This window comes from Sulfurivermis sp., from assembly GCF_059410345.1.
In genome coordinates, this window is record NZ_JBLJDO010000001.1 from 80,900 (window position 1) to 105,919 (window position 25,020).

Genomic DNA, 25,020 nt, shown 5'->3' on the forward strand with positions numbered 1-25,020 from the left:
AGGGGGCTCGTCAGCGGTGGCGGAGATCGCGGATTGTACGGTAGGTATCGGCGATATGGTTGGCATTTTGCAGCGGCGTATAGCGCGCATGATAGCGCCCCTGGGCGTCGATGAGCAGAATCGCCGCGCTGTGGTTGATGGTATAGCCACTGCGCTCGGGGCTGCTGTCGAAGGCATAGGCAACATTCAGTGCCGCCGTCAGGCGTTCAAGGGTAGACGGGTCGGTGCTGGCGGCAAGAAAGCTCGGGTCGAAGTGCTGCACGTAGTCCTTGAGGAGTTCTGGCGTGTCGCGTTGCGGGTCCAGGGTGATGAAGAGAAAGCGGGTGTCGGCCAGCAGGTCCGGGGTGCGCGTCAGTTGCCGGCGTACCTGTTGCAGCGTGTACAGCGTGGTCGGGCAGATGTCGGGGCAATGGGTATAGCCGAAGAACACAAAGGTCCACTGACCGTGGAACCAGTCGGCCCTGATGGGATGGCCATCGAAGTCGTGGAGGACAAACTCGGGCAAGGGCTGTAGTTCGGGTTGCACGATGCCTGCCAGCTCGCGCGACAGGGGGGCGCTGCGGCTGTACTCCTGGCGCGTATCGGCGAACCACAGCCAGAACAGCGCGGCGCTGAGGGCGGCAACGAGGGTGAGCAGCAGCGGGGTACGCAGGCGATCCATGGGCGGTGATTATCGCATCTGTCCGCCACGCGGTCATCGGTGACTTGCATTGTGCCAGCCAGGCACGTACCTTACTGTATAAATAACCATGCGAGGTGCCCGTCATGTCCAATGTCAGTCTGCTGATTCCCAAGAGTAACCGTCCGGTCTGGAGTGCAGAACTGGAGGCCGTCGCGCTGACCGCGGCGGATATGGTGGAAATACCGCTGCTCGGCTACATCACTGCGGGCAGTCCGGTGGAACTGAATGAAAGTCAGGAACAGGTGGCCGTGCCGGCCACCATGGTGCGCAAGAATACCTACGCCCTGCGCGTGCGCGGCCATTCCATGATCGATGACAACATTCAGGACGGCGATATCGTGATTATCGAGAAACGCGAGAGCGCCGCCAATGGCCAGTCGGTGGTGGCCATGATCAATGGGGCGCAGGTGACATTGAAGAAGTTTTATGTCGAGCGCGACGGTATCCGCCTGCAGCCGGCCAATCCCGAGATGCAGCCCATCTTTTTGCGCAATGAAGAGGTACAGATCCTCGGTATCGTCACCGGGGTGATACGGACTGCTTAAGGAAGCTCTGAATAAGTTCAGAGCTTCCGCGGCACAGGGATGTGCCGCCATGTTCCAACGACGATAAGTCGTTGGAACATGAAGCGAATCGAAAATCACACTGTTCGATTCGCGTGGGCGGAGAAGTCCAGGATGGACTTATTCAGACCTTCCTTAATAAGCCCCGAAACTAGCGGTCTATCGGCGTGTCTTCCCGGTTGCCCCAGTCGGACCATGATCCCGCGTAGCCCCTGGCCTGGTAGCCCAGCCACTTGAGCATGAACCAGGTGTGGGCCGAGCGGTGGTGGGTCTGGCAGTAGGCCACCACCGTTTTGTCCGGCGTGATGCCCAAGCCCTCCAGTTGTGCACGCAGTTCTGTCGCCGGCTTCAGGCGCAGATTGCGTCCCTGATCCATCGCCTCGGTCCATTCGAAGTTGACCGCCCCCGGGATATGGCCGCCGCGCACCGAATAGCGTTGCAGACCGCGGTATTCCAGGGCGGAGCGGGCATCGAGCAGGGCGTGAGTGGCATCGCCCAGGTGGGCGAGGATATAGGCGGCGTCCGCTACCACACTGGTATCGGAATAGTTCGCCCGATATGAGGAGGGGGCAGACGAGGTCGCCGTCTGCGTCAACTCATGCCCCTCGTTGGCCCAGGCGTGCAGTCCGCCGTTGAGCAGGGAGTAGTGCTGATGGCCGATGGCCTGCAGGGTCCACAGCAGGCGGCAGGCCTTGCCACCGCCTTCATCGTCATAGGCCACTACGTGGTGCTCCGCTGTCAGGCCGATGGCCGACAACACCTCAGTCAATTGCGTCTCATCTGGCAACAGGCCACCGACCGGGGGAGCCATGCGGACGATGCGGCTGTATTCCAGGTGTACCGCGCCCGGGATGTGGTACTGGACATGGATGTCGGCGCGGCTCAGATCGACCAGCAGCAGGCGGGGATCGCCCAGCAAGGGCTCCAGCATTTCGGGCTCAAGCAGGAGCGGCAGTGTCGTGTCGGTCATGGTGGTTTCGGGCAGGGATGATGGTTCAATAAGGTGGGGCTGCCGGTTGGTATTTCAAGCAATATGCATGATTATACAGTTAATTGTCATGAATCTGGTTCGATAGTGTGTCAATGTTGTCTGTTTTGGTATTGTGGCGCGTTCGGGTACAATACTTCTCGGTCGTGGGCACAGCATTTCGAACGAACCGCCGCTCAACACCGATTGTCACATAACAGCAGTATCCTCATCCGAGTGCCCGGCTTTGCCGGCACATTCATACATCGCAAGCAGGAAACGCCTTGTCAGGTGGCCCGGATTTCCGGGGTGATATTCCCTTCCCGCTTGCCCATGCGAACTCTATCGGCAGTTGTTGTCGGCAGATACGAGGTAAGCAGATGAGCCAAGTCAGAAATTTCGGGGCGCGCACGGCGCAGTCCCTGACCGGGGTAGAACGGTTCCAGGTCTATACCGAACGCCAGCTGGAGCAGATCCCGCAGTTGCAGCGGCTGCCGGCGGAGTTGCGCCGCAGCATGCATGCCGTGGCGCAGGTGTTGCCATTTCGCGTCAATCGTTACGTCATCGACGAGTTGATCGACTGGGACAACGTCCCGGACGACCCCATCTTCCAACTCACCTTCCCGCAACAGGGCATGTTGGCAATGGCGGATTTCAACCACATCGCCGCCCTGCTCGATGCCGGGGCCGACCCGGCGCAGCTGCGTGCTGCGGCGCAGGACATCCGTCACAGGCTCAACCCCCATCCGGCGGGGCAGCGCCTGCTCAATGTGCCGCGCCTGGACGACAAGCGCCTGGAGGGCATGCAGCACAAGTATCGTGAGACGGTGCTGTTCTTCCCCAGCCAGGGGCAGACCTGCCATAGCTACTGCACCTTCTGCTTCCGCTGGGCCCAGTTCATCGGCGACAAGGAGTTGCGCATCGCCTCCCACGAGGCCACGCAACTGCATCGCTACCTCAAACAGCATCATGAGGTGACCGATCTGTTGATGACCGGTGGTGACCCCCTGGTGATGAAGAGCAGACACCTGGCCGGTTATCTGGAGCCGCTGTTGCAGCCGGAGTTCGAACACCTCCAGACCCTGCGCATCGGCACCAAGGCGCTGTCGTTCTGGCCGCAGCGCTTCGTGCTCGATGAGGATGCTGATGACCTGCTGCGCCTGTTGGAGCGCATGGTGCGCAAGGGCAAGCATGTGGCGGTGATGGCCCACTACAACCACTGGCGTGAATTGGACACGCCCATTGCCCGCGAGGCGGTGCGCCGCCTGCGCGAGACCGGTGCGGTGATTCGCAGCCAGTCGCCGCTGGTGGCCCACATCAATGACGATGCCGATGTATGGGCGCAACTGTGGCAGACTCAGGTGCGCCTGGGTATCGTGCCCTATTACATGTTTATCGAGCGCGATACCGGCGCGCGGCGTTACTTCGAGGTGCCCCTGGTGCGTGCCTGGGCGATCTACCGCGCAGCCGTGCAGCAGGTCTCCGGTGTGGCGCGCACCGTACGCGGCCCGTCCATGAGCGCCGGCCCCGGCAAGGTGGAGGTGCAGGGCGTGACCGCGGTGGCCGGCGAGCAGGTATTCGTGCTGCGCTTCATTCAGGGCCGCAACCCGGACTGGGTGCAACGGCCATTCTTTGCCCGTTTCGATCCGCAGGCCACCTGGCTGGATGACCTGCATCCGGCCTTCGGGGAAGAACAGTTTTTCTTTCAGGCCGAATATGACGCCATGCAGGCGCGCGCTACCCTCTGAGCCTTTCTAACCTCTGTCTTCCCCCATTGCCGCCTGCCGGCATTGGGGCTACCTTATTCGAGGCAGCGCTGTACCAGGATGGTCAATAAAAACTACCAACGAGGTCGATTATGGGATCGCAGAAATACGTGTATGCCTTCAGCGAGGGCGACGGCAAGAATAAGCATCTGCTCGGCGGCAAGGGCGCCAACCTGTGCGAGATGACCCAGATCGGTCTCAACGTGCCGCCCGGCTTCGTCATCAGCACCGAGGCCTGCCTGACCTATCTGGCCGATCCCAAGCGCGAGCTGCCGGCCGGCGTGATGGATCAGGTGCGTACCCAGATCGCCGCGCTGGAAAAGGCCACCGGCAAGACCTTCGGCGGCGCCGACAATCCGCTGTTGGTGTCGGTGCGCTCCGGTTCGGCCATGTCCATGCCGGGCATGATGGATACCATCCTCAACCTCGGCCTCAATGCGCAGACCCTGACCGGCCTGATCAAGCAGAGCAACAACGAGCGTTTTGGCTACGACTCCTACCGCCGTTTCATCCAGTTGTTCGGCAAGGTGGCGCTGGGCGTGGCTGACGAACACTTCGATGAACATTTCGAGGCAGTGAAGCAGCGCGCCGGCGTGGCGGTGGACGTGGGCCTCAAGGCGGCGGACCTCAAGGAGATCAGTGAGCGCTTCCTGCAGGTGGTGCAACAGCAGACCGGCAAGCCGTTTCCCACCGACCCGATGGAACAATTGGAGCTGGCCATCAAGGCGGTATTCAATTCCTGGATGGGCAAGCGCGCGGTGGACTACCGGCGCGAGTTCCACATCACTCCGCAAATGGCCAACGGCACGGCGGTGAACGTGGTGACCATGGTGTTCGGCAACCTGGGCGACGACTCCGCCACCGGTGTCGGTTTCACCCGCAACCCGGGTACCGGCGAGAACGTGCTGTTCGGCGAGTATCTGGTCAATGCCCAGGGCGAGGACGTGGTGGCCGGCATCCGCACCCCGAAGCCGATCCTTGAGCTGGAAAAGGAAATGCCGGAGATGTTTCGCCAGCTGGTGGAGCTGCGCAACAAGCTGGAGTCGCACTATCACGAAATCCAGGACTTCGAGTTCACCATTGAAAAGGGCGTGCTGTATTGCCTGCAAACGCGCAACGGCAAGATGAACGCGCAGGCCATGGTGCGCACCTCGGTGGAGATGGTCAAGGAAGGTCTCATCGATCGCAATCAGGCCCTGCTGCGCATCCAGCCAACCCTGTTGGAGCAATTGCTGTTCCCGCGCCTCGATCCGAGCTATAAGCGCGAGGCCCTTACCAGCGGCATCGGCGCCTCACCCGGCGCCTCCAGCGGCCATGTAGTATTTGATGCGGATACCGCCGAGCGGCGCGGCAAGCTGGGCGAGAAGGTGATCCTGGTGCGCGAGGAAACCAAGCCGGAGGACATCCACGGCTTCTTCGCCGCCCAGGGTGTGCTCACCTCGCGCGGCGGCAAGACGTCCCACGCGGCGGTGGTGGCGCGCGGCATGGGCAAACCCTGCGTGGTCGGCGCCGAGGGCATCAAGGTGGACAGCCGGGCGCGCACCGCCGTGGTGGGCGAACATGTGCTGCATGAAGGTGACGTGCTCACCATCGACGGCGGCAGCGGCGCGGTGTATCTGGGCAAGGTGCCGACGGTGGAGCCGGAATTCTCGCAGGAACTCGCCACCCTGCTGGGCTGGGCCGACGAGGTGGCCAAGTTGCAGGTGATGGCCAATGCCGATACCCCCAATGATGCGCGCCGCGCAGTGAAGTTCGGCGCCATGGGCATTGGCCTGTGTCGTACCGAGCGCATGTTCAATGCCCAGGAACGCCTGCCCATCGTGGTGGAGATGATCCTGGCCGAAGATACCGCGGCGCGGCAGCGCGCCCTGGACAAGCTGCTGCCCATGCAGCGCGGCGACTTCAAGGAAATGCTCAGCGTGATGGCACCGCGGCCGATGACCGTGCGCCTGCTCGACCCGCCGATCCACGAATTCCTGCCCACTGAGCAGCGCTTGCTCGATGAGCTGGCTCACCTGCGCCAGTTGCGCAGCTCAGTGCACGGTGTCGAGTCACTGGTATCCACCCTGCGTGTGCTGCACCCGGAGAAATCCGCCGGCCTGGAGGGTTCGCTGGGCGTGCTGGGCGACAGTTCGCTGGTGGAGGAGGCCATTGCCCGCACCGAGACCATGCTGGCCAAGGTGCGCGTGCTGCAGGAGGTCAATCCCATGCTGGGTCACCGCGGTGTGCGTCTTGGCATCACCTATCCCGAGATCTACCGGATGCAGTTGCGCGCCCTGTGCGAGGCGGCGGCGGAGTGCATCAAGGAAGGCATCGATGTGCACCCGGAGATCATGGTGCCCAATGTCTGTACCAAGCGCGAGCTGGAGATCGTGCGCAGCTACCTGGACGAGATCAAACCGCAGGTGGAGAAGCAGTACGGGGTTACCGTGCCGCTCAAGTTCGGCACCATGATGGAGGTGGTGCGTGCCTGCCTGCGTGCCGGCCACATGGCCGAGGCGGCGGAGTTCTTCTCCTTCGGCACCAACGACCTGACCCAGGCCACCTTCTCCTTCTCGCGTGAGGATGCCGAGAACAAGTTCCTGCCCATGTACGCGGAGAAGAAGATCCTCGACCACAATCCCTTCGAGGTGCTGGACGTGAAGGGCGTCGGCCGCCTGATCTGGATCGCCGTGGACTGGGGCCGCAAGGGCCGGCCCGATCTCAAGGTCGGCATCTGCGGCGAACAGGGCGGCCATCCCGAGACCATCCGCTTCTGCCACCACGTGGGCCTCAACTACGTGTCCTGTTCCTCGCCGCGCGTGCCGGTGGCGCGCCTGGCGGCGGCGCATGCCAAGTTGAAGGAGGCTGACTATCAATGGTAGCGGTAGCGTAATGCCAGAAACGAAGAAGGCGGGTTATCCCGCCTTCTTCGTTTCGAATGTTCCAAGCTCTGTTCAGCGCAGAAGATGAGTACGTATCGCATGAACAAAGGCCAGCAGATCGTCGAGATTGTGCTCGACTACATGGCGCAGGATGCGACGGTCTACCGTTTGGTAGCCATGTACCAGAAGGTTGCGAAAGCCGGCCATTTTTTGCAAGTTGCCGCTCAAGGTTTCAGGCAATGCCAATGCCTCGTGCAGCAGCGCAAATAGTTACCAGTTGGTTTCCGGTTCGCCCAGGCGCAAGTCGGAAATGATGTGTGAGGCGGTATCCAACGCCGCCTGGATGGCCGGCTGCAAGGTGTGTGCCACGAAGCGTTCTTCGCGCACATCGGATTCAATCAGGTCCGGCCGTGCCAGTCGCCGCAACTCACTGACGCAGGTTTCGATGAACGCCAGTTTCTTTTCCAGCAGTTCACGGTCGGTCATGGTGTGAACCCGTGGTGCGGCGGTGTTCCTGTAAATAGGGCAGTACGTCGAAGTAATCGGCGCGGGCCTTGACCTCGAAGCGGACGCGTGCCGAACGGTCGGTTTCCAGCACCAGTATTCCGTCACGCAGGACACGGTGTATCAGGTCGGGGCTGGCCCGGTTGAGCACCACCACATCGGCGCGCCGGCCGGTGGCGGCCTCGATGTTCGCCGCCAAGGTCAGCCCGAGGCCATCCAGGGTCGCCGGCGGTTCGGTATGGAACAGCACGGCCACATCCACGTCACTGCCCGGAGTGGCCTCCCCGCGCGCCTGACTGCCGAGCCTCCCTGATCTGGGCGGCCAGATTTGGTCACGTGGCCTCCCCGCGCGCCTGACTGCCGAAGAGGTAGGCGCACACCAGCGCGGAACCGTAAGGTTCCAGCACATGGCACAACGCGTCTATAGTCGGGTTATCTTCCATGGGGGTGATTATCGTTCTGGGGTCATGGTGCTGCAACCGGTTAGTGATTATGTAATCACCGTCGGCCGATCGCGGCCAGTACGCTCGCCCAATTCGGAGATCTGCGCCGCGGCCTTGATCAGGTCGGCAAGGGCGATCTGCGGATCCTGGTCATGCCTGGCCGGTTCCGGCTCATAGCTCTCGATATAGACGCGCAGGGTGGCGCCCACGGTACCGGTGCCGGAGAGGCGGAAGATGATGCGCGCGCCGTCGTCGAACACGATGCGCAGGCCCTGGTTCTTGCTCACGCTGCCGTCGATGGGGTCGGTGTAGCTGAAGTCATCGGCCAGGCGCACGGTGCGGCCGGCGATGGTTTTGCCGGGCAGGGTGGGAAACCGGTCGATGACGTGCTGCATCAGGCCCTTGGCATCCACCGCGTCCACCTCTTCGTAGTCGTGGCGGGTGTAGTAGTTGCGGCCGAACTGGGCCCAGTGCTCGCGCAGCAGTTGCTCCACCGGTTCCTTGCGTACGGCGAGGATGTTGAGCCAGCACAGCACAGCCCATAGGCCGTCCTTCTCGCGCACATGGTCGGAGCCGGTGCCAAAGCTCTCTTCGCCGCAGAAGGTGATGCGGCCGGCATCCAACAGGTTGCCGAAGAATTTCCAGCCGGTGGGGGTTTCGAAGCATTCGATGCCCAACTTCTCGGCGACACGGTCGGCGGCGCAGGAGGTGGGCATGGAGCGGGCGATGCCGGCCAGTCCTTTCCTATAGCCCTTCACCAGGGTGGCGTTGGCGGCCAGTACGGCGAGGGAGTCGGATGGGGTGACGAAGAACCGGCGCCCCAGGATCATGTTGCGGTCGCCGTCGCCGTCGGAGGCGGCGCCGAAGTCCGGTGCGTTGTCGCCGAACATTTCGGCCACCAGCCGTTCGGCGTAGGTGAGGTTGGGGTCGGGATGGCCGCCGCCGAAGTCGGGCAAGGCCTCGCCGTTGATCACCGTACCCTTGGGCGCGCCCAGGCGGCCCTCGATGATCTCGCGCGCGTAGGGGCCGGTGACGGCGCTCATGGCATCGAAGCGCATGCGAAAGCCGGAGGCGAACAGGGCGCGGATGGCGTCAAAGTCGAACAGCGTCTCCATCAGCTCGGCATAGTCGGCCACCGGGTCGATGACCTCCACCGCCATGCCGCCGATGGTGTAGTGGCCGATGACATCCAGCGGGATGTCCTTGGTATCCTGGGTGCGGTAGCGGTCGATGGTCTGGGTGCGGGCGTAGATGGCCTCGGTAAGTTTTTCCGGTGCCGGGCCGCCATTGCCGATGTTGTACTTGATGCCGAAGTCGCCCTCGGGGCCGCCGGGGTTGTGGCTGGCGGATAGGACCAGGCCGCCGCTGGCCTGGTGTTTGCGGATCACCGCCGAGGCCGCAGGGGTGGAAAGCAGGCCGCCCCGCCCCACCAGGCAGCGCTGCACGCCATTGGCCGCCGCCATGCGCAGGATCACCTCGATGGCCTCCTTGTTATAGAAACGCCCATCGCCACCCAGCACCAGGCTGCCGCCCACCAGTTCGGGCACGCAGTCGAACACCGCCTGGACGAAGTTCTCCAGATAGCCCGGCTGCTGGAATACGGTGACGCGCTTGCGCAGGCCGGAGGTGCCGGGGCGCTGGCCCTCGAAGGGGAGGGTGGGGATGGTACGGACGGTCATGACGGCTTCCTGTTTTGATTTTCACTCATTCAACCACACGGCCGCGGCCGGTGGGAGGGCTTGAAACCCCTCCATAATATCCCCACTTTCCGTTGCTGTATCGTTAACCATTTAATTTGTCGGGAGTTGGACCATGACCGTAGAAGCACATAAGGAAACCCTGGGCTTTCAGGCCGAGGTGAAGCAGCTGTTGCAGCTGATGATCCATTCCTTATATTCCAACAAGGAAATTTTCCTGCGCGAGCTGATCTCCAATGCCTCCGATGCCTGCGACAAGCTGCGCTTCGAGGCCCTGTCCGACGACGCCTTGTGGGAAGGTGACAACGAACTGAATATCCGCGTCAGCTTCGACAAGGCGGCGCGTACCATCACCCTGACGGACAACGGTATCGGCATGTCGCGCCAGGAGGTGATCGACAATATCGGCACCATCGCCAAGTCGGGCACGCGTCAGTTCTTCGAGTCGCTCACCGGCGACCAGGCCAAGGATGCCCATCTCATCGGCCAGTTCGGCGTCGGCTTCTATTCCGCCTTCATCATTGCCGACAAGGTCACCCTCACCACCCGCCGTGCCGGTGTCGGCGCCGAGCATGGCGTGCGCTGGGAGTCCGGCGGCGCCGGCGACTACACCCTGGAGACGGTGGAAAAGGCCGGCCGCGGCACCGAGGTGGTGCTGCACCTGCGCGAGGGCGAGGACGAGTTCCTCGACGGCTGGCGCCTGCGCTCCATCATCCGCAAGTACTCTGACCACATCACCCTGCCCATCGTGATGGAGAAGGAGCGTTACGGCGAGGAGGAGAAGGATAAAGCGCCGGAGGATGAAACCGTCAATCAGGCATCGGCCCTGTGGGCGCGCGCCAAGAGTGAGATCGGCGAGGACGAGTACAAGGAGTTCTACAAGCACGTGGCCCACGACTTTGAGGACCCGCTGCTGTGGAGCCACAACCGCGTCGAAGGCAAGCTGGAATACACCTCGCTGCTGTATGTGCCGCAGCGCGCGCCGTTCGACCTGTGGGACCGCGAGCGCCACCACGGCATCAAGCTGTATGTGCGCCGCGTGTTCATCATGGAGGACGCCGAGAAGCTGATGCCGGCCTATCTGCGTTTCGTGCGCGGTGTCATCGACTCCAACGACCTGCCGCTCAACGTGTCGCGCGAGATACTGCAGCACAGCAAGGTGATCGATGCCATGCGCGGCGGTTCGGTGAAAAAGGTTCTGGGCATGCTGGAGGACCTGGCCAAATCCGACGCCGAGAAATACCAGAAATTCTGGGACGAATTCGGCCGCGTGCTGAAGGAAGGCCCGGGTGAGGACTATGCCAACCGCGAGCAGATCGGCAAGCTGCTGCGCTTTGCCTCCACCCATGCCGACAGCAGCGAGCAGACTGTCTCCCTGGCCGACTACATCGGCCGCATGAAGGAAGGCCAGGAGGCCATCTACTACATCACCGCCGACTCTTTCGCCGCGGCCAAGAACAGCCCGCACCTGGAAATCTTCCGCAAGAAAGGCATCGAGGTGCTGCTGCTGTCCGACCGTGTCGACGAGTGGCTGGTATCTTCCTTCACCGAATTCGATGGCAAGCCGCTCAAGGCCGTCACCAAGGGTGCGCTGGACCTCGGCAAGCTGGAAGATGAAGAGGAGAAGAAGGCGCAGGAGAAGGTGGCCGACGAGTTCAAGGAGCTGGTGGCCGAGGTGCGAGAGACCCTGGGCGACAAGGTTAAAGAGGTGCGCATCACTCATCGCCTGACTGCCTCGCCCGCCTGCCTGGTGGCCGGCGAGCACGACATGAGCGCCCATCTGGAGCGCATCCTCAAGCAGGCCGGGCAGAAGGTCGGCGGCAGCAAGCCGATCCTGGAACTCAACCCCGAGCATCCGTTGGTGCAGCGCCTCAAGTCCGAGGGCGCGGGGGCGCGTTTCGGCGACTGGGTCAACATCCTGTTCGACCAGGCGCTGCTGGCTGAGGGGGGGCAGCTCGACGACCCGGCGGCCTTCGTGCAACGCTTGAACCAGTTGTTGCTGGAGTTGCGCTAGGGAAGCTCTGAATAAGTTCAGAGCTTCCGCGGCACAGGGAAGTGCCGCCATGTTCCAACGACGATAAGTCGTTGGAACATGAAGCGAATAGAAAATCACACTTTTCGATGCGCGTGGTTTTGTCCATGGATGGATTCATGTCGCGGAGCCCATGGATGGGCGGGAGCGACCTGAGAAGTCCAGGATGGACTTATCCAGACCTACTCTAGAGGCGCTGGGCCGGCCCCGCCTTGCCGTGGCGGGGCCGGCTCATGTAGGGTAGGGTGTACCGTTACAGGACAGGAGACCCGCCATGGCGCACATCATGTTGGTGGACGATGAGCCGCATAATCTCAGTGCCATGATGCGCGTGCTGCGCATGCAGGGTGATCACGAGATCGAGCGTTTCGAGACCCCGGCAGCTGCCTTGGCCAGGGCGCGGGAAGTACAGTTCGATATCGTGATCGCCGACTACCGCATGCCGGAGATGGACGGCGCCCGTTTCCTGCAGGCCTTCCGCCAGTTGCAGCCCCAGGCCTACCGCATCATCGTCAGTGGTTACGCCGACAGTGAACTGTTCCGCTCCGCCATCAACCAGGCGCAGTTGCATCGCTTTATCGAAAAGCCCGTCGATAATATGGTGCTGCTCCAGGCCGTGGAGGAGGGCGTGGCGCAAAGCGAATTGCAGCGTGAGGTGCGTGAATTGCGCACGGAGCTGGAACAGTTGCGGCTGCTGCTGGAGGGCCGTACAGCGTTGCTGCGACAGGTGGCGGACAGCTACCCGGATGCGCTTCCCGAGGACTGGGAGCACAAGGGCTAAGCTGGTAACCACGACACCCGCAGAAATGAAAACGCCGCCTGAAAAGGCGGCGTTTTTTATCACCGGCGGGAAAATCAGATGCGGAACTGACCGACCAGGCTTTGCAGCTGCTCGGCCAGACGGGCCAGCTCCTCGCTGGCGGCCGCTGTCTGCTGTGCGCCCTGGTTGGTTTGATCCGCCACCTGGCTGATGTTGACGATATTGCGGTTGATCTCTTCGGCCACGGAACTCTGCTCCTCGGCGGCGGAGGCGATCTGGGCGTTGAGGTCGTTGATGGTGCCGACGGCGCGGGTGATGGAGTCCAGCGAGGCGCCGGCCTGGGCCACCTGCTCCACACCGGCCTGCGCCTGGGCGCGGCTGGCCTCCATCACCTTCACCGCATTGGCAGCGCCGGTTTGCAGTTTTTCGATCATGCCCTGAATTTCAGCCGTGGACTGCTGGGTACGCGAGGCCAGGGTGCGCACCTCGTCGGCCACCACGGCGAAGCCGCGGCCCTGCTCGCCGGCGCGCGCCGCCTCGATGGCCGCATTGAGGGCCAACAGATTGGTCTGTTCGGCGATGCCGCGAATCACATCCAGCACGGTGCCGATCTGCTCGCTGTCCTGCTCCAGCTGATGGATGACGCCGGCGGCCTTTTCCACTTCGCTGGCCAGGGAGTCAATGACGTCGATGGTGCGGGTCACCACCTGCTTGCCTGACACGGCTTCGTCGTCTGCCTTGTGGGCCGCCTCGGCGGCGCTGGCGGCGCTGTGCGCCACTTCCTGCACCTTTCGTTCATGGCGGTGGCGACCTGCTCCGTTTCCGACTGCTGCTGGCGGATGCCGCTGCTGGTCTGTTCGGTGACCGCGGAGGTCTCTTCGGCGGCGGCCGCCAACTGGCCGGTGGCGCCGGACAACTGCTGTACCATGCCGTGGAAGCGTTCCCCCATACGATTGAAGGCGGAGGCAACACGGCCCAGCTCATCTTTGGCGTGATAATCGGCGCGCACGGTGAGGTTGCCTTCGGCCATCTGGCCGCTGGCGCGTTCCAGCTCGGCGACGGCACGGCCGATGCCGCCGATGGTGGCCCAGGCCAGCAGGGTGCTCAGACCGATGGCCACGGCGATGAGGATGATGGTTGCATTGCGTACCCTATAGTATTCGGCCTCGGCATTGTCATATTCGGCCTTGGCCACGTCGAGCTGCAGCTGCAGTAACTTGTCGGCCACACCGGTGGCGGCGTAGAAGGCGGGGTTGACGCGCTTGAGCAGGGCCTCGTTGGCGTCGTGATAGCGGCCGGCCCTGAGGGAGGCGATGACCGGCTTGAGACCCTCGTTAACAAATACCGCGCGCTTGGCGGCAAAGTCTTCGGCCAAACGTGTTTCTTCCGGGGTGTGGTAGGTGGCCATAAAGGCCTGCCACAGGGTGTTGATCTTGTCGATGTTGTCCTCGGCCACCTTGAGATGCATGTCGATGGGGTGGTCATGCATCCTGGAGAAGTCACTGGCCGGGTCATGTTGCAGGGACAGCAGCAACTGGGTGCGGTTATCCTGCATCATTTCGATGATCTGGCTGATCTGTCCGGTGGGTACCAGGCGGTCGTTGTACACCGTGTTGAGTGAGTCGTCTGCATCGCGCATGCCGGTCAGGCCCATCAGGCCGATGGCGACCATCAATACGGTCGCCAGGCCAACCAGGGCGATAAGGCGGGTTTTGATGGTGAAGTTTTGCAGCAGGTTCATTATGTCACCCTCTCTATTTATGTGGTATTAGGTGATACTCCGATGGAGAGCGTATCGGCGTGTGGTAGTGCCACTTTAGCATGATGAGCGTATCGGCCACCACGGATGATTGGGGCGTTGCCGCGGATTCCGTTACACTGGGCGCTATCGAATAACAGGATCAGCGACTGAATGAGTAAGACATTGCGTGCGTGGGGTACCTGCATCGACTGCGGTTATGAGGGGATGCTGGAGTATTTCCGTGTCGAGGGCGAGTCCTACGAGGATCGGGAGGCGCTCGGTCTGATGATGCTGTTGCACTGTCCGGCCTGCGGCAGTCGCGAGCACACGCTGATCACCATGGAGTATTACTTGGAGATCAGCGAGGACGCCGGCAAGGATGAATGACGCCAGGGCTGTGCTGCGTCTGGACAAGTGGCTGTGGGCGGCACGTTTCTACAAGACCCGCGCCCTGGCCGTGGAGGCCATCAACGGCGGTCATGTACACCTCAACGGCGCCCGGCCAAAACCGGCGCGCACGGTGCAGTGCGGTGATGAACTGGTGATTCGCAAGAGCGGCATGGAATTCAGTATCACCGTAACCGGCGTGGCGGAGCAGCGTGGCCCGGCAGCGGCGGCGCAGCAGCTCTATCAGGAAAGCGAGGATAGCCGCATGCGGCGCGCGGCCCTGGCGGAGGAGCGTCGCCTGGCCGTCGCGGCCGGCGCCTTGCCGGCGCGGCGTCCGGACAAGCGCGGGCGCCGGCAGATCATTCGCTTTACCGGCCGGGGCATTTGAATGGTCGCCCGCGGTTCTACTCCCGAGTGCATTAGTGTAGGCTAATGTTTAGTCATTCCCCGTCTGTTGTTCGTCACGGCGTGCCGCCTGTCCGCTTCAGACCCTCACACATCCATTGAAACGGAGAATTGCCATGGCCACCGTGCACATGACCAAAGACAATTTCGATCAAATCATCAACAGCAATCCGTTCATCATCATCGACTTCTGGGCGCCTTGGTGTGGCCCCTGCCAGGGCTTCGGCCCGGTGTTCGAGGCGGAGTCGGAAAATCACCCCGACATCGTATTTGCCAAGGTGAACACCGAAGAGGAGCAGGAGTTGGGTGGCCTGTTCCAGATCCGTTCCATTCCCACCCTGATGATCTTCCGCGAGCAGGTGATCATCTATTCCGAGGCCGGCGCCCTGCAGGCATCACAGTTGAGAGATCTGTTGCAGCGTGCCAAGGAGCTGGACATGGCCGAGGTGCACAGGCAGGTGGCGGAGCAGCAGCAACAGGGGTGATCCCTGCCAGCTGCGGGCGCGAGTCTTGGGTTTCGGCGTCTGTTCCTGCCGTTTGAAACTGGAGGCTGCCGTCCCCACTCCCTGTTCTGTGAATCTGACAAATGCAGTAAGCTATTGTCCTTTGCCATGTAACGGGGAGTTTTGATGCGTCCGGCCCACATCACCGAGGTTCTAGAGCGGGAGTTTTCCAGTACACGCGACGGGCACCACACGCCGGTGATGCTGTGGGGGCCGCCGGGCGTGGGCAAGTCGCAGATGGTGGCGCAGGTGGCCGCGCGTCACCAGGTGCCGGTGATCGACATCCGCCTGTCGCAGATGGAACCGAGCGACCTGCGCGGCATTCCGTTTCGTGCCGAAGGCCAGGTGGAGTGGGCCGTGCCCGCCATGCTGCCCGATGCCCAGCGTCACGGTCCGGCCGGCATCCTGTTCCTCGATGAAATCACCTCCGCGCCGCCGTCCGTTTCCGCCGCCGCCTATCAGTTGATCCTGGATCGCCGGCTGGGCGAATACCGCGTGCCCGAGGGCTGGGCCATCTTCGCCGCCGGCAACCGCCAGGGCGATCGCGGCGTCACCTACGCCATGCCGGCGCCGCTGGCCAACCGCTTCGCCCATTTCGAGGTGGAAACCCATCTCGACGACTGGGTGCTGTGGGCCTACCGTAACGGCATTGACGAGCGCATCATCGCCTTCCTGCGTTTCCGCCCCGAACTGCTGTTCGATTTCGACCCGGCGCACAATCCCATCGCTTTTCCCTCGCCGCGCTCCTGGGAGTTTGCCCACCGCGCGCTGAAGAAGTTCGGTGAGGCGCATCAGTTGTTGGTGGAGACGCTGCAGGCCTGTGTCGGCCCGGCCGCCGGCATCGAGGCCGCCGCCTTCGTGCGCAACCTGGACAAACTGCCCGATCTCGACGCCATCCTGCGCCGCGAGATGGTGCCGGTGCCGCGCGAGATCGACCTGCAATATGCCGTTGCCTCCGCCCTGGTGGCGCGCGCCCTGCGCGCCAAGGCAGAGAAGAAGGGGGCCGAGGTGTACGGCCCGATCCTGGAATTTGCCGGCCGCTTCACTCAGCGCGAAATGGGCGTGATGCTGGTATCCGATATGCACCGCGCCATCGGTCAGGAAATCTTCAGCGTGCCCGAGTTTGCGCCGTGGGCGCAGGCGGTGGCCGACGTGATGCTGTACGACTAAGATGGAATATCTGCCGCAGAGGCGCAGAGGCGCAGAGGTTAAGAATACTGAGCCGTACTCGCGCATCTTTGCGCCGGTGTTTTGTTTTCATGTCTGATCTGGAAACCAAGCTGAGTGCCGCGCGCACCAAGCTGATCCTGGACAAGCCGTTCCTCGGCGCGCTGGTGCTGCGCCTGCCGCTGGTCGCCGCAGACCCGCGCTGGTGCAAGACCACCGCCACCGATGCGCGCGCCTTCTATTACAACGCCGATTACATCGATGCGTTGACCCTCGATCAAACCCAGTTCGCCCTGGCCCACGAGGCTCTGCACTGCGCGCTGTCGCACTTCGCGCGTCGTCAGCACCGTGACCGTCACCGCTGGGATGTCTCCTGCGACCTGGCCATCAACCCGCTGCTGGTGGAGGAGGGGTTGACCCCGGTGCAGGATGCGCTGCTGCTCGATGAGTACAAGGGCATGACGGCGGAGGAGATCTATCCCTGCCTGGATGAGGCGGAGTCGATGCGGCCCCATGACGACCATGTCTACGATCAGGACAGCGGCGAGCAGGGCGGCAGCGCCGGCAGCGGCGGCGACAAAGGCGAGGGTGGGGCTGGCAAGGCCACGCACGAGGACAAGGACGACAAGGGCGGTGGCGGCAGGCCGCAGCCCAAACAGGAAGACGGCCAGGGGGGCGCACCCAGGCCGGAGCCGCTGTCGCACGAGGAGCGCGAGCGCCTGTCGGTACAGTGGCGCCAGCGCATGGCCGGCGCCGCGCAGCAGGCCTTGCAGGCCGGCAAGCTGGGTGGCGCACTGGCACGGCTTATCGATCACTTGCTGCAACCGCAACTGCCCTGGCGTATGCTGCTGGCCAAATACATGACCGCCACCGCCCGCGACGATTACAACTACTTGCGTCCCTCGCGCCGCGAGGGCGATGCGATCTTCCCCAGCCTGCGTTCCTCGGAGATCGACATCGTGGTGGCGCTGGACACCAGCGGCTCGGTCAGCGACAAGGAAATGGCTGAGTTCCTTGCCGAGATCGACGCCATCAAGGGGCAGGTGCGCGCCCGCGTCACCCTGCATGCCTGCGACGCGCAGTTGGCCGCGGATGGCCCCTGGCGCTTCGAGCCGTGGGAGGAGTTCAAGTTGCCGCGCGAGTTCAAGGGCGGTGGCGGCACCTCGTTCCTGCCGGTATTCGACTGGCTGGAACGCGAGGGGCGCCGCCCCGATCTGCTGGTGTACTTCACCGATGCCGATGGTGCCTTCCCCACTCAAGAGGCGAACTTTCCGGTGATCTGGCTGGTGAAAGGCAAGGGCAAGGTGCCCTGGGGCCAGCGCATCCAACTCAATTGACGCATGCGGGCATCATCCCGCACAGAAACCGTAACAGACAGCGATTTTATGGACCTTTCCAGCGAAGACAGCCTGCGCCTGAACGTGCTCATCGCCAATGCCGAGGCGATCCGCATCGACGAGAACAATATGACGGTGTACGGTCTCAAGGGCGAGCGCGAGATGAAGGTAACGCTCAATCCAACCGGCCGCAGTGAGCAGTATCTGCAGCGCGTGCGCGAGCTTTTGTCGGGGCAGGTGCTCGGTTCGCCCGGCGGCTATCCGGTGTTTCTACGCCGCTGGACGCGCATGGGCCAGATCAACAACGAGGACCTGGACAAACTGCTGATGATCGGTGAGCCGGAGGCGGTGGTGGCAGTGACCCGCTCGCGCCAGCTCACCGACGAACTGGCGCGCCGCGCCTGGTGGGTGGCGCCTTACTCGGAGAATGCCCGCCGCATGCTGGAAAATCCGGTGGTGGTGGCGGGAGCCATGGGACCGGTGCTGGCGGAGTTTCTGGTGGAGCATCTGCCTTTCGAGACGGAGCACCAGGATATGTTGGACACGGTGCGCCTGGTGCTGCAGCCGGGACTGATCAGCCCCGAGACGCGCAGGAAACTGTGGGACGCGGGGCGCACCCGTAAGACCTATCGCGTCGGTTTCCTCGCTACCGAACCGGACACGCTGCCCGATGCGGTGGCGGCCCGCGCCGATTTTGATCAGCATCGTCCACTGTTGGCCCCCTTGGCAGTGCACAATCCCTATGCCGCGCTGCTGCTCAAACTGCTGGACGGCCCCGGCCAGACCTTTCTTGAAGTAGGCGCGGATGTGCTGAACAAGCCGGCGGATCAGGATGTGGTGACGGCGCTGGTCAACGCCATCGGTCGCTATTTTCAGGCCGCGCGGCCTGCCGCCCCCAGCCTGCGCGAGATCGCGGCGATTGATGCCAGCGTGGCCGCCTTGTGTGGCGCCGGCAGCGGCGACCTGTGCGCGTTGTTACAGGCCCTGCCCCAACTCGCCGCCGAGGTCCGTGCCATGGTGTTCCTGGCCCATATCGACGAGGCCATCATTACCCCGATCTTCGCCCACAGCGATGCCGTCGGCACGGTGATGCGCAAGAAGATCGAGCCGGTGGTGACGCCGATCCTGCAACAGTTTGCCGTGTTGCGCGGGCGCCACTGATATACTCGCGCCGAACGACTAACCTGAGAGTGCCTGCCGTGAGTGATACTGCCGCACCACTCGGCATCCTGCTGACCAACCTGGGTACCCCTGATGCGCCGACCACCCCGGCGCTGCGGCGCTATCTGGCTGAATTCCTGTGGGACCGTCGCGTGGTGGATGTGCCGCGGCCGCTGTGGTGGCTGATCCTGCACGGCATCATCCTGCGCACCCGTCCGGCCCGGTCGGCACGCCTGTACCGCAAGGTATGGACAGCAGAGGGTTCGCCCTTGCTGCTCATCGCACGGCGCCAGCAGGCACTATTACAGCAGGCATTGGAGGCGAAATGGCCGGGGCGGAGCAAGGTGGCTCTCGGCATGCGCTACGGCAATCCTTCCATTGCAAGTGCATTGACCAAGTTGCGTGCCGCCGGGGTGCGGCAGGTGCTGGTGCTGCCGCTGTATCCACAGAATTCCTGCTCCACCACGGCATCCACCTTCGATGCGGTGGCCGAGGCGCTACGCCACACGCGCGACGTGCCGGCACTGCGCTTCGTGGCGGACTATCATGCCGACGCGGCCTATATCGATGCGCTGGCCGCCTCGGTACGCGAGGCGCCGCAGGGTGGTGCATCGGGGCAGCGCCTGCTGTTTTCCTTTCACGGCACGCCCGAGCGCTACCGCACCGAGGGCGACCCCTATTATCAGCAGTGCCTCACTACCGCATGGCTGACGGCGGAACGCCTGGGATTGAAGGACGACGCGTGGCAGGTGAGCTTTCAGTCGCGTTTCGGCCGCGAACCCTGGCTGCAGCCCTATACTGATGAGGTACTCAAGCGATTGCCGGCACAGGGCATCAAACATGTGCAGGTGATCTGTCCCGGTTTCTCCGCCGACTGCCTGGAAACACTGGAAGAGATCGCCGGCGAGAACCGTGAGCTGTTCCTGCACGCCGGTGGCGAGTCCTTTCACTACATCCCGGCCCTCAACGATCGTCCCGACCACATCACCGCCCTGGCCGGTATCGTGGCGCGGGAGCTGTTTCTGGACTGAAATCCGCACCTGTCCAAAAAATAATGCCAATCAGTTTGACTGACTGGCATTAGCACGTTGCGTGCGGGTGTTACCGATGTTGTACCAATTGGTTCAGTGCTTCACGAGCCTCCTGAACATGCCCAGACCAAGCAATGCCAGACCCAGCCATCCGAAGGCGCCACCGCCGCCACCGCCGCTGCCGCCTACGCTAGCAACGCTGCTTTCGCTGTCATTGTCGGCAATGGAAACCGCCAGGTTTCCGATCGACAGTCCATCATAGTCTGCGTCGTCACTGGTGACGGCAAGGACGATCTGTCCGCTGTGGTTGCCTTCGATTACATCATCGTCGATCGCATAAATACTTACATTTTGCGGCGTGCTCCAGTTCGTTGTCGTGAAGGTAAGCGATGTCAGCGGCAGATAGAGCTGGCTGTCGCCATCGAGCGTGATGGTGACATTCGCTGTGGGTGCGGAGTCCAGTACGATCTGGATGGTGTCACCTGCGCCCGACTCTTCGACGATGGTGCTGCCCATGCTTTGCGTGATGGTCACGCCGGGCGGTAGGTCGTTGTCCTCGATGCTTACTGTGATCTGTGCGGCGCCGATGCCATTGTACGCCGGGTCGCTGCTGCTGACACTGTGGGTAATGGTGCCGCTGTGATTGCCCTCCTCTGCGGTGTCATCCACCGCACTCACCGTGACCGTCTGCGGCACATTCCAGTTGGACGAGGTGAAGATAAGGGAAATGGGGCTGGTTTCGAGCTGGCCGCCGGCATCAATGGTGATGGTGACATCACCTGAAGGCGGCGAACCCAGAACCACGTCGTAGGTGTCGGTCGTGCCGTCCTCGCTGACACTGCTGCCGCCATCTGTCTCGTTGATCCACACCTGTGAGCGGAAGAAGATTACGCCGTTCTCGCCCACGATCACGCCATTGCTGCCCGCCAAGACGATGTCCTGGAGGTTTGCGGCGGTAAACCAGCTGGTCTGTGCCGGCCAGCTGCTGCCATCGCTGCTGCTGCGCATGGTGCCTGTATTGCCGACGCCGGTGAATGCGCTGCCATCGTGCATGATGTTCAGCAGAGAATTGCTTGTGTTGTTGGTTGAGGTGCTCCAGCTTATGCCGTTTTCGCTGTAATGGGGGCCGGTAGTATAACGAATGCCGTCCCAGGCCAGTGCACCGTTGCCGGCCATGGTGCCGAGGTTGCCGGTGGTCCAGTTGTCGCCATCGACGCTGGCATAGGTCGGACCATTTTGTACGCGAATGATGAACTTTTCGCCTGCATGGTGGATATGCATGATGCGGCTCTGTCCAATCTCTGCGGTGATATGGATGTCACTCCAGTCGGTACCGTCAGTGCTGGAGAAGAGCAGGCCGTTGTAGCCACTGACCAGTAGTCGTGTACCGCTCCAGGCCACACGATATAGCAGCTCAGAGGACACAGGGGCCGTGCGTGGTGTCCAGTTGATGCCGTCCGGGCTGGTCAATAGGGTGCTATTGAAACCGATGGCGACAAACAGATCGAGTTCCTTGGCCCAGAGCACGTCGCGTAACTCGTTAGTGGTGCCGCTGTTGCGCTCCGTCCACTGGCTGCCGTTGTCGCTGGTCAGGATCGTTCCGTTCACACCCACGGCCACATAGATGTCGCTGTTGGCGGCCAATGCATTAAGGCTGGGAAGATCGGTGCTGAAGAAGGTCCAGTCGATGCCGTCGCTGCTGCCAAGGATCGTGCCCGTATTGCCGACGGCGCGAATATCCGCGCCATTGTTGCACAGGGCATTGAGCGGCTTGTCCAGCGCGGCGGCCAGGGGGGCATCAGGATGCTGTTTGGTCCATGAGCTGCCATCGGTGCTGGTATGGATGCCGTTGCCGGTACCGGCGGCGATGACGAACTGCGTACCGTCGTAAATGATACTGCGACGCCCGACCATGTCGCCAACGGAGACCACTTCCCAGTCGATGCCGTCGCTGCTGCGCACGGTCGTGCCGGAAGAACCCACTGCCACGAACCAGCCATTGCCGTAGACGACATCAAACAGAGCATTTGCGGTGTTGCTGGTGCGTGGCGTCCAATTGCTGGCATCCGAGCTGGTCAGGATGGTTCCGGCATTGCCCACGGCGACATAGGTGTCGGTGCCATTTCCGGTGACGGCTTGCAGGATCTGCGTGATGCCGGGGTCAACAGCGGCCCAGCTTACTCCACTGTTTTCACTGACCCAGATTTTATTATTGTTACTGTCGGCGGTGATCAGTCGATCTCCGTGGCGATGGAGACCTCGCAACCCGCCGCCGGTGATGGGGCCATCGACGAGATAGGAACTGCTCCAGTCGCTGCCATCGCTGCTGGCCCACAGCTGGTCTGTCGACAGGGCGGCCAGTCCGCTGGCGGTGGTCGTGACACGGCTCAGACCAGTGGTGGTGCCGGTATTCAGGGTGGCGGACAGGGTCCAGTCCGTGCCATTGGCGCTGGTCAGGACCCGGCCCAGCTCTCCGACGGCCACCCACTTGCCTGCATCAGAAGAATAGGTGCAGCCCAGTAGGTCTTCGGTGGTGACATGCGGTGTTACGGCATGCCAGCTTTGCGCCTGCGCGAACCCTGCGGCACACAGCAGGGCGAACATGGATATGCTCTTTCGATTCATCTCAGTCCTCCTTGTCTTGATGGTTATGTGAACTCATGCGACGGCGCAGCAGTGTTGCGGCAGCAAGCAGCAGGAAGGGCAGACCCATTCCGCCGCCACCACCGGAGCTACCCGTTCCAACGGCACCGCTGCTGCTGTCGTTGTCGTTATCGTTATCGTTATCGATGACGGTGACTGCCAGGTCGGCGATGGCCATGCCATCGAATGCGGTATCAGCGCTGCTGACCACATGCGAGATATACAGCGTGCGGCCGCCTTCGGCGCTGTCGTTGTCGATGGCGGAGAGGGTGACGATCTGGGGTGTGCCCCAGTTGGCCGAGGTGAAGGTCAGTTCCGTCGGGTTGACTTCGAGACCCGCATCCGCGCTGATGGTAATCACCACGTCATGCACTGGCGGGGCGCTCAGTACCAGACTGTAACTGTCGCTCGCGCCACCCTCAGTCACACTGCTGCCGCCATCGGTTTCCGCCAGTTCGATGCCGGAACGGAAATAGACGATGCCCTTGTCACCGACGATGATGGAGGTGCGCTCCGTGGTAATGATGCCCTTCATGGTCTGCGAGGTTAGGGAGGGCCGTTCCACCCATGTGCTGCCATCGCTGCTGTGTCTGAGCATGCCGCTGGCGCCCACGGCGATGAACTTCTCGCCATCGTGGGTGATGCCGTAGAGGTTGCTGATCTGCGTGCTAGCGGCCGTCCAGTTGACGCCATCACTGCTGATGAAACGTCCGTTGGCGTAGACGCTGCCGTTCCAGGCCACATCGAAGACAAAACCCATGGTGCCCAGGTTGCTTGCCGTCCAGCCGATGCCGTCGCTGCTGGTCAGTGTCGGGCCGCTGAATGCGGTGGCGATGAACCTCCCGCCCAGGTGGCGCACCCGCAGGGTGGCGCTGGTGTGACTGAAGGTCACGCTATGGTCGTCCCAGTCGGTGCCATTGCTGCTGCGCAGCACGGTGCCGTTATCGCCTGTAGCCACGAGTACCGTGCCATTCCAGGCCACGCCCATCAGGGATTGCATGGTGCCGCTGCTACGCATCGTCCAGTTCAACCCATCCGGGCTGGTGCTGATGTAACCGAGGTAACCGGTGGTCACGAACAGGCCCAGTTCCTCCGCCCAGATGACGGAATACAGCATGGTGCCGTGGCCGACGTAACCTTTGGTCCAGGAAGCGCCATTGCTGCTGGTCAGCACCGTGCCGTCCAGCCCGACCGCTACATACCGGCTGCCATTCCAGGCAATCGAATTGAGTATGCCCAGATCGGGGCTGTGCTTGCTCCAGTCGCTGCCGTTACTGCTGGAGAGGATCAGGCCGCCATCGCCTGCCACGATGGTCTTGCCTGCCTGATTGCAAATGGCGTGCAGCGATTTTCCTGTCTCCTCGCTGGGCTGATTCAGCTGGTGTGTCCAATTCAGCCCATCGCTGCTGGTGTACAGCATGCCGTTGTCACCCACGGCAACGAAGCGGCTGCCGTCGTGACGCACCTTGGTGAAGGCATATCCACCACCCGGCCCCTGTGAGGTCCAGTCCGCGCCGTTGCTGCTTCGGAGAATGGTGCCGTCGCCGCCGACCGCCACGAAGGCGCCATCGGCCCAGACGACGCTGTTCAGGCTGACGGTCACGCCGGAAGTGGCCGGTGTCCATGAATCCAGATGGCTGCTGGTCATGATCACGCCATCACGCGCAACGATGACATACAGCGCGCCGTTCCAGGCGATGCCTTCGATGGCCTTGCCCGCGCCGGTGGGGTGGTCAGTCCAGTCGCTACCGTTGAGGCTGCTGCGCACGGACTGGGAGTGGATGCCGGTGGCGGCAAACTGGCTGCCAGTCCAGATCACATCACTGAGCGTTGTGGCATCGCCCGCTACCGTGTGCGTCGTCCAGTTGCGGCCATCGGTGCTGGTAAACGCCTTTCCAAAACTGGTGGCCACGATGAGGCTGTCACTGGCCGCCAGGCCCAAGAGGTTGTCGTTCTCTGTGGTGACGATACCGGCCTGCCAGTCGCTGCCATTGCTGCTGATGAGGTAGCGGCCATGCGTGCCCACGGCGACATAGGCGGAGGCCGATGCCGAATAGACGCAGCTGCGGATGGTTTCGGGCGTGGGTCTGGGGCTGAGCAGTTGCCAGGTTTCAGCCTGGGCGCCGGCACAGACCAGCAATGCCAGCAGTGAAGTGGCATAGCGGAACATAGGGGTCATTTTCGTGGCTCCGTGGTGGGTGTTGGGGATGAATCCTGCGCGAGAGGCTGTGCCTGAAGCAGGCGGCCCAGCTCGGACATGGAGTGAAAGGCTTGGGGGAGGGGACTGTCGACCGTGATCAACTGGCCGACGATACGCTCGCCCTCGCGGCGATAGATGCGCAGGATGTAACTGTCCATATGGATTCC

At 62.5% G+C, this 25,020-nt stretch carries 22 protein-coding genes and 1 pseudogene; 12 read left to right on the forward strand and 11 right to left on the reverse strand.

Translation table 11 applies throughout. The annotated features are described in order from the left end of the window. Positions 1–10: 10 nt before the first annotated feature. On the reverse strand, positions 11–661 hold the full coding sequence (locus tag ACMV8A_RS00345; protein WP_495323735.1) for an SCO family protein: 651 nt from the start codon (positions 659–661) through the stop codon (positions 11–13). A gap of 104 nt (positions 662–765) precedes the next feature. On the opposite strand from ACMV8A_RS00345, the gene lexA reads away from it, so the two are divergent. Next, the gene (gene lexA, locus ACMV8A_RS00350) at positions 766–1,227 is read left to right on the forward strand and encodes a transcriptional repressor LexA (RefSeq protein WP_495323736.1); all 462 of its coding nucleotides are present in this window, start codon (positions 766–768) and stop codon (positions 1,225–1,227) included. 169 nt (positions 1,228–1,396) lie between these two features. Here lexA and ACMV8A_RS00355 read toward each other — a convergent pair whose 3' ends face one another. Further along, on the reverse strand, positions 1,397–2,215 hold the full coding sequence (locus tag ACMV8A_RS00355) for a sulfurtransferase (RefSeq protein ID WP_495323737.1): 819 nt from the start codon (positions 2,213–2,215) through the stop codon (positions 1,397–1,399). Positions 2,216–2,592: 377 nt separating this feature from the next. Between ACMV8A_RS00355 and ACMV8A_RS00360 the strand changes: the two genes are divergently transcribed. Together ACMV8A_RS00360 and ppdK are read left to right on the forward strand one after the other, a co-directional pair. Then, entirely contained in the window at positions 2,593–3,960 is a 1,368-nt protein-coding gene (locus tag ACMV8A_RS00360) for a KamA family radical SAM protein (protein ID WP_495323738.1), read from the forward strand. Between the two features lie 110 nt (positions 3,961–4,070). Beyond that, positions 4,071–6,842 (forward strand): pyruvate, phosphate dikinase, encoded by a 2,772-nt coding sequence (ppdK, locus tag ACMV8A_RS00365; protein ID WP_495323739.1) that lies wholly within the window; start codon positions 4,071–4,073, stop codon positions 6,840–6,842. Between the two features lie 72 nt (positions 6,843–6,914). Here the strand turns inward: ppdK and ACMV8A_RS00370 are convergent, their stop codons facing one another. The 4 genes from ACMV8A_RS00370 to ACMV8A_RS00385 all read right to left on the reverse strand — a co-directional run bounded on the left by ACMV8A_RS00370 (position 6,915) and on the right by ACMV8A_RS00385 (position 9,468). Then, on the reverse strand, positions 6,915–7,049 hold the full coding sequence (locus ACMV8A_RS00370; protein ID WP_495323991.1) for a HepT-like ribonuclease domain-containing protein: 135 nt from the start codon (positions 7,047–7,049) through the stop codon (positions 6,915–6,917). Between the two features lie 63 nt (positions 7,050–7,112). Continuing rightward, the gene (locus ACMV8A_RS00375) at positions 7,113–7,328 is read right to left on the reverse strand and encodes a HepT-like ribonuclease domain-containing protein (RefSeq protein ID WP_495323740.1); all 216 of its coding nucleotides are present in this window, start codon (positions 7,326–7,328) and stop codon (positions 7,113–7,115) included. After that, positions 7,315–7,674, reverse strand: a complete 360-nt coding sequence (mntA, locus tag ACMV8A_RS00380; RefSeq protein ID WP_495323992.1) for a type VII toxin-antitoxin system MntA family adenylyltransferase antitoxin — start codon at positions 7,672–7,674, stop codon at positions 7,315–7,317. The genes ACMV8A_RS00375 and mntA overlap by 14 nt, the downstream gene beginning before the upstream one ends. Before the next feature lie 162 nt (positions 7,675–7,836). After that, positions 7,837–9,468, reverse strand: coding sequence for an alpha-D-glucose phosphate-specific phosphoglucomutase (locus ACMV8A_RS00385; protein WP_495323741.1), 1,632 nt, complete (start codon positions 9,466–9,468; stop codon positions 7,837–7,839). Positions 9,469–9,601: 133 nt separating this feature from the next. Between ACMV8A_RS00385 and htpG the strand changes: the two genes are divergently transcribed. Together htpG and ACMV8A_RS00395 are read left to right on the forward strand one after the other, a co-directional pair. Beyond that, a complete protein-coding gene (gene htpG, locus ACMV8A_RS00390; RefSeq protein ID WP_495323742.1) occupies positions 9,602–11,500 on the forward strand; it encodes a molecular chaperone HtpG in 1,899 nt (632 codons plus the stop codon). A gap of 292 nt (positions 11,501–11,792) precedes the next feature. Beyond that, the gene (locus ACMV8A_RS00395) at positions 11,793–12,299 is read left to right on the forward strand and encodes a response regulator (protein WP_495323743.1); all 507 of its coding nucleotides are present in this window, start codon (positions 11,793–11,795) and stop codon (positions 12,297–12,299) included. A gap of 74 nt (positions 12,300–12,373) precedes the next feature. On the opposite strand, the gene ACMV8A_RS00400 is transcribed toward ACMV8A_RS00395, so the two are convergent. Both ACMV8A_RS00400 and ACMV8A_RS00405 read right to left on the reverse strand, forming a co-directional pair. Further along, positions 12,374–13,057, reverse strand: a complete 684-nt coding sequence (locus ACMV8A_RS00400; protein WP_495323744.1) for a methyl-accepting chemotaxis protein — start codon at positions 13,055–13,057, stop codon at positions 12,374–12,376. Next, positions 12,979–14,019, reverse strand: a complete 1,041-nt coding sequence (locus tag ACMV8A_RS00405) for a Tar ligand binding domain-containing protein (protein WP_495323745.1) — start codon at positions 14,017–14,019, stop codon at positions 12,979–12,981. The genes ACMV8A_RS00400 and ACMV8A_RS00405 overlap by 79 nt, the downstream gene beginning before the upstream one ends. Positions 14,020–14,190: 171 nt before the next feature. Between ACMV8A_RS00405 and ACMV8A_RS00410 the strand changes: the two genes are divergently transcribed. From ACMV8A_RS00410 to hemH, 7 genes and pseudogenes are all read left to right on the forward strand, one after another. Next, the gene (locus ACMV8A_RS00410) at positions 14,191–14,406 is read left to right on the forward strand and encodes a hypothetical protein (RefSeq protein ID WP_495323746.1); all 216 of its coding nucleotides are present in this window, start codon (positions 14,191–14,193) and stop codon (positions 14,404–14,406) included. Beyond that, a complete protein-coding gene (locus ACMV8A_RS00415) occupies positions 14,399–14,794 on the forward strand; it encodes an RNA-binding S4 domain-containing protein (RefSeq protein ID WP_495323747.1) in 396 nt (131 codons plus the stop codon). The genes ACMV8A_RS00410 and ACMV8A_RS00415 overlap by 8 nt, the downstream gene beginning before the upstream one ends. Before the next feature lie 133 nt (positions 14,795–14,927). Next, on the forward strand, positions 14,928–15,296 hold the full coding sequence (locus ACMV8A_RS00420) for a thioredoxin family protein (protein WP_495323748.1): 369 nt from the start codon (positions 14,928–14,930) through the stop codon (positions 15,294–15,296). Between the two features lie 144 nt (positions 15,297–15,440). Then, a complete protein-coding gene (locus ACMV8A_RS00425; RefSeq protein ID WP_495323749.1) occupies positions 15,441–16,484 on the forward strand; it encodes an AAA family ATPase in 1,044 nt (347 codons plus the stop codon). An 89-nt stretch (positions 16,485–16,573) separates the two neighbouring features. Next, positions 16,574–17,818, forward strand: coding sequence for a vWA domain-containing protein (locus ACMV8A_RS00430; RefSeq protein ID WP_495323750.1), 1,245 nt, complete (start codon positions 16,574–16,576; stop codon positions 17,816–17,818). 48 nt (positions 17,819–17,866) lie between these two features. Continuing rightward, positions 17,867–18,979, forward strand: a complete 1,113-nt coding sequence (locus ACMV8A_RS00435) for a sulfur reduction protein DsrS (RefSeq protein WP_495323751.1) — start codon at positions 17,867–17,869, stop codon at positions 18,977–18,979. Between the two features lie 23 nt (positions 18,980–19,002). Continuing rightward, positions 19,003–19,998, forward strand: a pseudogene (hemH, locus tag ACMV8A_RS00440) (ferrochelatase); the annotation flags it as partial. 105 nt (positions 19,999–20,103) lie between these two features. Here hemH and ACMV8A_RS00445 read toward each other — a convergent pair. Genes ACMV8A_RS00445 through ACMV8A_RS00455 form a run of 3 tightly spaced genes read right to left on the reverse strand, consistent with a single transcriptional unit; the run spans position 20,104 to position 25,011 of the window. Continuing rightward, positions 20,104–22,635: a WD40/YVTN/BNR-like repeat-containing protein gene (locus ACMV8A_RS00445; protein ID WP_495323752.1), complete on the reverse strand. Its 2,532-nt coding sequence runs from the start codon at positions 22,633–22,635 to the stop codon at positions 20,104–20,106. A gap of 1 nt (position 22,636) precedes the next feature. Next, entirely contained in the window at positions 22,637–24,832 is a 2,196-nt protein-coding gene (locus ACMV8A_RS00450) for a DUF6242 domain-containing protein (RefSeq protein WP_495323753.1), read from the reverse strand. Then, positions 24,829–25,011: a hypothetical protein gene (locus ACMV8A_RS00455; RefSeq protein ID WP_495323754.1), complete on the reverse strand. Its 183-nt coding sequence runs from the start codon at positions 25,009–25,011 to the stop codon at positions 24,829–24,831. The genes ACMV8A_RS00450 and ACMV8A_RS00455 overlap by 4 nt, the downstream gene beginning before the upstream one ends. Positions 25,012–25,020 lie beyond the last annotated feature (9 nt).